Genomic DNA, 8,238 nt, shown 5'->3' on the forward strand with positions numbered 1-8,238 from the left:
TGGTCGCTCAACCGGCGATACATGCAGCTTGAAGGCTTGCAGACCCTGAGCGACACTGCACCCACTCGGCTGTCCGCTGTCTCGCTGAGTACCGTGCAGCTCAGCCTTCTCCGGGCTGGGGAGCTACACCACGGAATGGGACGCGACCTCTTTCGATCTGTTCCGAAGCGGGCGTTCAAAGAGCCAATAAAAAAAGCCCGCATCAGCGGGCCTCAGCTTCAACTGACCTTCTTGACCCCCGGAGGCACCCAGGTCTTGTTCAAGATTGAAAGTGTTCCGGGCTTGGGCCAGTACATGCGCAGCATCGGAATGAACTCACCCTTCGGCGCGGGCAGCCAGTTGGCTTCCTTGTCCTTGCCCGGCGACTCGTTCTGAAAGTACAGCGTGAGCGAGCCATCCGGATTGAAGGTGGGCTTGTCGCGCATGCTGACCGTGAACTTGTTCAGCGGGTTGGGTACGAACCACCAGCCGCCGTCGATCATGTACATCGTGATCGACCAGAACCCGTTGACCGGCGGCGTCTGGCCCTTCGGGAAAGTCAATGCGTACTTGTTGTCGCCGGTCAGTTTCGCACCGTCCGCGTCGACGAAAGTGTACGGATACACGGCGTCTTCCTGCAGGTTCGCCGGCCAGCCGAAGGCGGCCACGATTGCGCGCTTCAGATAATCGGTGCCATAGACGCCAAGGCCGGTCGTGATGGTCCAGCCGTTGGCCTTGCGCCCCAGCATCTCCTGGTTCGCCTCGATACGGGCGAAGCCTTGCTTGCCTGTGTCCTTGATCGCGGCCTGCACCTCAGGGTCGAGCTTGCTCAGGTCGAAGGGCTTGCAGGGCTCGATCCCCAGCTTGGCCATCCGTGCCAGGATCGCCTTGTCTTGCGGAGCCGGCGGCGCGTCCTTGCACATCAGCGACGCCATCTTGTTGAAGTAGGCCGAGGTGTCCATCGCGTTGATGACTTCCTGCGGCTTGGCCTTCATATCGTAGCCCGTGGTGGTGTCCACTGCGGGGGCTTGGTAAGTGAAGGGCTTGCCCCAGGACGACAGCGGCGTCAGCTTGTACTGTGCTTGAAGCTCGTTGACTGTCTTGTAGTCGGCATCGCTGCCATCGGCATAGGTGCGTCCGAGGATCACCATGTAACGGGTCTCGGACTTGATCTGCTTCATGCCGGCCGGCACCTTGCCGTGCCAGCCCGGCCCGGTCAGCAGATAGTTGGCTGCCTTCTCGCCCGCATTGCGCGTGCCCGGGGTGTCGAAGTCCTTCATCCACAGGTCGGTCATCTCGAAAAGGTAGAAGCGCTTGCCCATGTCGGGGTGGCTGAACACCATCGGTTCGGAGACGTCGACCCAGGCGAGCGAATACAGGGTGTCGGCGTTCGGCGCGGAGACGGCGCGATAGTCGGCCGGAGGGTATCGCGGGATGTTGGTGAACTGCCCGAGCGGCGATGTCAGGCCTTCGGCCTTGGACACATTGCTCATCTGGATGCGCGTGACATCGGTCGTGAGGAGCGAATAGCCGTAGACATAGGCGTCGACGGCGATTTGCTGAGCTTCCTTGGCTGAGACCTTGCCGGCGGCCGCAGCCGTGACAGAGGTCATGGCCAGCGTCGCGGCAATCAGTCCTGTACCTATCGACAGGGCGAATGATTTCACTGTCATGGGACTTCCTCTTCGTTGTTGGAAATGTGGCCCGATTGCTGCTCAAGAAACCGAGCGGATCGTATTACGTTGGCAATCAGGGCGCCAGTGCCTATCCGTCACCGACTGATCATGCTCATTGGACCGTCTGTTGGAAGAACCGGTCTTGGCATCCTGCCACAGCAGCTGCCGCGACTAACTGACTCGCTCCTGCGACACACGTGGCCGCGGCCGAAGTCTCCTCAAAATTGTGGAGGCGGCCGATTTCCGCTTCATCGCTGAAGGTCGGCTGCTCCAGCCGCACGCCAACTTCAAACGCATCGGGAGTCCTGTAGACAATGACGTACGGTTCGGTCGGCATTTGGTTGGCGAGTATGCGCTCGTGGGGGTGGCCCGATTGTGGTCGGCGTCATGGATAGTGTGCACACGCCCTTTTTCTGAGGCATGGTCGTGCGACCGCTTCTGGCCGCTGACGGCTGTACCGCCTGCCGCCTACCGCGGCGTGGACCATCGAACTGTGAGTATGCATGCCGGCTGGAGGCCAAAGGCACGATGAAACACGCCTGGGCCCCCTATGATGAAGTCACCGTGGCGGCGCAGGGTGCGCGACAGGGTGTCCTGCGGCGCGAACTCCGCGCCCATCGAAAACTCAATCCTGAATTCGCTGGCTGGGCTCACCAGGACCGACATCGTGCGCCCCTCGCTCAACGGCTTCGCTTCGCCGTTCGGATTCCCCTCCGGATGGGAGAACCACTTGACGCACAGACCAGCGGCAAGCTCTTCGGCCGGGAGATGACGAAGGTGGGCCGGCGGGCTCTTGGTTCAATCGCTGAACCCGACAAACCAGCCGGTTCCATTGGTGTCCAGACTGCCGGCGTTGCCGAACTCGACGTTCTGCGCGAGAAGCTGCTTCGATTGCATGCCGAATTCTGCCCTCCGGTGGGATTTCCGGTGATGGCCGGCCGGAGCCGGCTGCGTGCGTGCGGCGACGCTCTTCAGGACAGGTGTTTCCCAACAAGACCCGACATTTCGAACATCGTCACCTCGGGCCTGCCCATTACCGCTTGAAGCTTGGCATCACAAAGGATATTGCGCTTGTTCGCTGGGTTTTGGAGGTTGTTCAGCTTGATGTAGTCCCACAGCAGCTTGGTGACCTCGGTTCGAGGCTGGGGTGTGGTGCCAATGACGGCTGCGAGCTCGACGCTGGGTGTCAGGGGGCGCGTGAACGCCGTTTGCTTCTTGGCAGTGGTCATGTTTGTCTCGGCAAAGCGGTGAATTCTACAAACGCCCCTCAAATGGTTTTGATGGGCGCGGCTCCGAACCGCGGTTGGGGGTCATGTCCGTCGGTCAGTGCTTAGCAATTGGAAGGCAGGCATGAAGGTCCGATGTTGGCCGCAAGCCGGCTCAGCCCTTACTCAATGGGTCGGCGGGAACGTCCTCAAAAATGCGAACAAGTCGGCAACCTTCTTGTCCCCATACGACCACCCGTTGAAGCGCATGGTCGTGCCAGGCACGACATCATCGGGGCGACGGATGAATGCAGCCAGTGTCATCTCCGACCAGACGATTTCCGACTTCTTCATCGCGGGTGTGGGCCTTCTGCTGAACTATCTGCTCGCACTGCTGGAGCGCCATCTGTTGCGCTGGCGCGAAGGGTTGAGCCTCGATGAATGAAGGCCGGCAACCTGCTCGCGCGCGGACACGCGCCGCGGCCGGGACGGTATTGGCGGTCACCGTCACCCTGGCCGCGCTCGGCAGCATCGGCAGCTCGTCGGCGTTCGCGGACCGCGCCGACGCGGGCTTGCCGGCATCGCCGACGTGGCTGCGGCGGATGCTGGAAACCGCACCGCCGCTCGCCAACCTGCCGAGGGGACCGGTGCTGAATCGCCTAAACAGAACGATCGCTAATTAAATCTCATCGTCCGACGCATTCTGCGACCGACTGGCTCTGGATCTTCTTCGGGTTCAACCTCGCCGATCAGTCTCGGCCCAATGGTGCGATCGGCAACCAGGCTCTTCAGAGTTGTGACCCCACCGTCGAGCGCGTCCTCCCAGTTGCCGAACACCTCGGCGCTGCCAAAGAGCACCGTAAAACCAGTGGGATCGTCGATGCTCTCGATCAACACCCAGTGGAAGACACCGGGCTCCGATTCCTCGACTGTCACGGCGATCGTTCTGAGATGGTCGGTCATGGAGAGGACCCCGGCGGGTTAGCGCGCCTGGCTTGGTGAAGTTGCCCGCCTCAAGCATCCGGCAAAGGTATTCATCGCATCGATGCAATCATGATGACCCCCGTTGATGGGGAAAGCGGCTACTGCAGGGCGCGATCGCGGGACCATTGCGTTTAAGCGCGCGGGATTCGTCACTTTCACGCCTTTCGGTCGGCCCGACGAGCGCACCCACTTCGGTCTGAACTCGGCACGAGGGAAATGTACGAAGGCGTTGTGGGCGCGCGCGAAAAGGAGTATCCGCGGTCCGGGCGAGCGCCGAAGCAACCTCTACCAGCGCCTGCCGACTGTCAGGCTGAATTGTGAAGTGCGACGGTGAAGGAACGATTACAAGACCCAACGCCGCTTGCAACCGCGGTTGGATTTCAAGCTTGCTTGTCGGCGGCTCCGCAAGGCCGGGAACCGGCTCGCTCAGGCTGGAGGATTTTCTTGCGATCGGCGCTCGAAACGGGCGTGCCATGCGTAGCGAGCCAAGCCTGCCGTTCCAGCTCGCAAGCCTCACGGGTCGCGACTTCAGAGTCGATTTGCGTGACCAGCTCTTCGTCCGAACCGTAGCGAGCCCGGAGATCGCCGACGAGCGTGACCAAGGCGTATAGGTGCCGGGACGTAGAGGGCATAGGCATCGCGTTCTCCTCGGGGGGACGAAGCTTAGGTCATGTCTTCGGCGCTTGGCAAATCAAGAGACGATTCGTTTCACCCTGCTGCTTTGCGCGTCAGCCGTGGCGGCGCGCTACGACAGTGCTGCAGGCGATGGCGCGCCCGTTGCGCGCCCCGCGGCTCAGGGCGCAGGCACGGCTTCGCGGTTGCCGGGCACGATCATCGGGTGGTACGAGAAGACATCGCGGCTCTTCGGGTCCACGAAGACCTTCAGCCACTGGACGTCGTTGTTGCCGTTGGCCGCGTTGTCGCCGAAAGTCTCGACGCGGGTGAAGTTCTCGAGCCGACGGCCGCGGGCGTCGAGGAAGGGCTTGTCGATGCGGAAGTAGTGCGAATCGCCGTGCACATACGCCACCGGGCGCCGGAACGCGATCACCTGTTCGCGCAGGGCCAGAAGGTATTCCTTGTAGCCGTCGGGCGCACCGTCGGTCTGCTCCAGCGTCAGCGGGTCCCGCACCGGTGCACGCGTGGGGTCGCTCTTGTCCCAGCCAGGGTTGGCCTGGGCAACGATCATGAGCGCCACCGAGCCCGATTGCGCCGCCGCCGCGAAGGACTCGCGCAGCCACCGGATGTTGGCCGCATTGCGCGCCTCGAATTCCGCAGGATCCGGGGCCGTGTCGCACAGATTGTTGCAGGAGCCTGGAAGGTTCAGCGTGACGTAAGTGACCCTGCCCACTTTCCAGCGTCGGTTCTCGACGCAGGGCACGGCCCCGGCCTGGCCGAGGCACAGGGCTTCGGTCTGGACTTCCTGCACGATCGGATCGCGGCCCATTGAGAGCGGCGTGGAAAAGAACACCTGGCGTTCGCGGTCGAGCCGCTCGCGGGAGTTGAAGCCGCCGTTGGCCGGCCGGTCGCAATCGGTCCAGTCGTTGTCTCCCGGCGTGAACATGACCGCGCCCTGCAGCGTATTGAACCAGCCCACGGCCCGGTGGAAAAGGGCATCGTCGCACAGGCTACCCGAGCCCTGCTTGAGGTCGCCGTCGTGCACCGTGAACGTCAGCTTCTGCGCGTTCATGTCGGCCAGCAGGTTGGGCAACCCGACCGCTTCCTGAGCGGGGGAGTAGGGAAGGTCGCCCCAGAGTCCAATCGCATATGCTGCGTTCGCCTCCCCCTGGTCGGCGTGGGCCGGCAGCGGAATGCAGGCGACCAGGCCGAGGGTCATCAGTCCTGCGCCTAGCCGCGTGGCGGAGCTGTGCAGGCGTCGAAGCAGCGAGCGGATCATCGGGTGTTCTCCTTGAACAAGCCGGCGGAATCGCCGGGGCGCATCTTGGGGTTCACTCGGTGACGCGCCGATGACAATTCGCGGCCCCGCCGCCGTGCGGATCGTCGATCGCCTTTGCCTTGCTCCAGGGTCGCTTTCCTTCGCGGCCATTGAAGTTGCAAATAGGCCAATAGCGTCGCAAACGCAGCGGCCAAGCAGGGTAAGAGGGTGGGGGTTGCCGGTGCCTAGCGCGCGGCTCAGAAAGCGACCGATGCGCGCGACCATGCACGCGAGTGAGACCCCGTGCAGCGGCAAAAATCACCCAATGACTGAACCCACGAATCAACTGAGGGAGCGAAGCGAACGACCGGTCCTGGCCAATTCTGTTGAAAAACTCCCTGGAAATTTGCTCCGTCTCGACTATGTTGGAGGCATCTCACCGAGGAGTGCATCGACATGATGGGTCATCAAGGGGGCGTGCAAGACAAGCTCTTCTACTCGTTCAACCTTGACGATCATGTTCCGCGAAGTCACCTGCTAAGGGGCATCGATCGGGTCTTTGATCTCAGCGATTTGCGCCACCATCTCGCGCCTTTCTATAGTCACACTGGACGGCCATCAATCGATCCCGAATTGATGATGCGCATGCTGGTCGTGGGCTACTGCTTCGGAATTCGTTCCGAGCGTCGGCTCTGCGAAGAGATTCACTTGAACCTGGCCTATCGATGGTTCTGTCGGCTTGACCTGGAGGACGCAGTCCCCGACCATTCGACTTTCTCCAAGAATCGGCACGGGCGCTTTCGCGATAGCGACGCATTGCGCCACGTCTTCGAGAGTGTGCTGCGGCGCTGCATGAGCGAAGGCCTTGTACGTGGTGAAGGATTTGCGGTGGATGCCAGCATCATCAAGGCGGACGCCAAACGCGGTCGCGGTGGCGTGGGGGCCGACACCACCGAGTGGAGCAAGGGCGATGGGCCAAGCCGCGCTGTACGCGAATACCTGGCGGCCTTGGAAGAGAGCAATCCGACGGTTGACGATTCCGATGACCCGCCGGGACCCTCGACCTCCGACAGGAACATCTCGCTGACCGATCCGGCAGCGCAATGGACGGCCGCTCCAGGCGGCCCCGCCTTCTACGCCTACTCAACAAACTACCTGATCGACTTGCAGGCAGGAATCATCGTGGACGTTGAGGCGACGCCCGCGCACCGCACATCTGAAGTGGAATCGACCAAGACGATGATTGATCGCGTGGAGGAACGCTTCGGCATGAAGCCCCATCGCCTGGTTGGCGATACAGCGTATGGAACAGGCCCGATGCTCGGATGGATGGTCGAGGACAAGGGCATCACGCCGCATGTACCGGTGTGGGACAGGAGCGAGCGCAAAGACGGTACGCTGTCGAGCAGTGAGTTCCGCTGGGATGAGCAAGCCAACGAATATCGCTGCCCGCAAGGCCACGCACTGCTAAGTGATCGCCGCCAGTTCACCAAGCCGCGCACGCATATCACCAAGGCAGGAACGGTCCGCTACAGCGCGAGTCAGCATGACTGTATGGCATGCCCAATGAAGCAACAGTGCTGCCCCAACATGCTCAGCCGAAGGATCACCCGCAGCGTGCATGAGCGATCACGGGATGTCGCTCGGGAGCTCGCCGACACGCCGCAGTACAAGCAGTCACGGCGCGATCGAAAGAAAGTCGAGATGCTCTTTGCGCACCTCAAGCGCATTCTCAAACTCGATCGGCTGCGTCTACGAGGATTGAGCGGTGCACATGACGAATTCTTGTTGGCGGCAACCGCTCAGAACCTCAGACGCATGGCGAAGCGACTGATGCCAAGCGTACAAGCAATGCACTTCAGGACGGCGTGAAAACGCCCGCAGGAGCTTCGCGAACGATTCGATCCTGCTGACCAACTCGAAACCCCAAAAAGCTAGTGCCACGTATCGCGAGCGGCCCAGCGTTCGAGACGAGTTTTTCAACAGAATTGGCCGACTGTAGCCGGTCGGCGCCGTGCCGCGGTCCGCCAGGTGGATGGCTGGCCGTAGCGCTAGACCTGCTTGGAAACGACTTCGAAGACATCGCCATTCGTCGGCGTCGCGCTCTCGTGGTAGATGTCATACAGGTACTGCGAGAGTTCTTCATGGGCGACGTCAGACGGAATCGCGAGCTCCGCCTTCCGTCGTTTCCCGTCTATCCCCGTCCAGTAGCTGTTCCAGCGGCCTTCAACTCTTTCGATGGCCAAGATTCGGCCGAAAACATTGAACACGTACTGCGTCATCTCGACTCCCGGCCGTCTGTAGCCCGAGCGGGCGGCGCCCCACGGGGCGCTGTTGGGGAAAACTGAAGGGGCATGAGGAACTTCCGGTCTTGGCCGCTTGCCGGCCGTCATCTTGCCGTCGAAAGTTCATACCGCGCAAATGAAGTGGTGCCCTTTTGAACGACGCTATGCAGGACAAAACCAAAGTCCTCGTAGAGACTTCGGAGCCCTTGTCGGTTCGCGACGCAGTCCAGGCGAAG

8 protein-coding genes are annotated in these 8,238 nt (G+C 61.7%); 3 read left to right on the forward strand and 5 right to left on the reverse strand.

Going from position 1 to position 8,238, the window contains the following annotated elements; all coding sequences use genetic code 11:
- Positions 1-218: 218 nt before the first annotated feature.
- Positions 219-1,652 (reverse strand): DUF1254 domain-containing protein, encoded by a 1,434-nt coding sequence (locus AC1D3B_RS35895; RefSeq protein WP_478195428.1) that lies wholly within the window; start codon positions 1,650-1,652, stop codon positions 219-221.
- A gap of 974 nt (positions 1,653-2,626) precedes the next feature.
- Positions 2,627-2,884, reverse strand: coding sequence for an SWIB/MDM2 domain-containing protein (locus tag AC1D3B_RS35900; protein ID WP_478195429.1), 258 nt, complete (start codon positions 2,882-2,884; stop codon positions 2,627-2,629).
- A 280-nt stretch (positions 2,885-3,164) separates the two neighbouring features.
- On the opposite strand from AC1D3B_RS35900, the gene AC1D3B_RS35905 reads away from it, so the two are divergent.
- Both AC1D3B_RS35905 and AC1D3B_RS35910 read left to right on the forward strand, forming a co-directional pair.
- Entirely contained in the window at positions 3,165-3,305 is a 141-nt protein-coding gene (locus tag AC1D3B_RS35905) for a hypothetical protein (protein ID WP_478195430.1), read from the forward strand.
- Complete coding sequence (locus tag AC1D3B_RS35910; RefSeq protein WP_478195431.1) at positions 3,298-3,543, forward strand: hypothetical protein; 246 nt, start codon at positions 3,298-3,300, stop codon at positions 3,541-3,543. The genes AC1D3B_RS35905 and AC1D3B_RS35910 overlap by 8 nt, the downstream gene beginning before the upstream one ends.
- Here AC1D3B_RS35910 and AC1D3B_RS35915 read toward each other — a convergent pair.
- Positions 3,536-3,823: a hypothetical protein gene (locus tag AC1D3B_RS35915; protein WP_478195432.1), complete on the reverse strand. Its 288-nt coding sequence runs from the start codon at positions 3,821-3,823 to the stop codon at positions 3,536-3,538. The genes AC1D3B_RS35910 and AC1D3B_RS35915 overlap by 8 nt on opposite strands.
- An 814-nt stretch (positions 3,824-4,637) precedes the next feature.
- Entirely contained in the window at positions 4,638-5,738 is a 1,101-nt protein-coding gene (locus AC1D3B_RS35920) for a hypothetical protein (protein WP_478195433.1), read from the reverse strand.
- Positions 5,739-6,173: 435 nt separating this feature from the next.
- Between AC1D3B_RS35920 and AC1D3B_RS35925 the strand changes: the two genes are divergently transcribed.
- On the forward strand, positions 6,174-7,589 hold the full coding sequence (locus AC1D3B_RS35925; protein WP_478195434.1) for a transposase: 1,416 nt from the start codon (positions 6,174-6,176) through the stop codon (positions 7,587-7,589).
- A gap of 179 nt (positions 7,590-7,768) precedes the next feature.
- Here AC1D3B_RS35925 and AC1D3B_RS35930 read toward each other — a convergent pair whose 3' ends face one another.
- Positions 7,769-7,999 (reverse strand): DUF7661 family protein, encoded by a 231-nt coding sequence (locus AC1D3B_RS35930; RefSeq protein WP_478195435.1) that lies wholly within the window; start codon positions 7,997-7,999, stop codon positions 7,769-7,771.
- Positions 8,000-8,238: the final 239 nt, after the last annotated feature.

This window comes from Variovorax sp. P5_A3 (assembly GCF_056400665.1).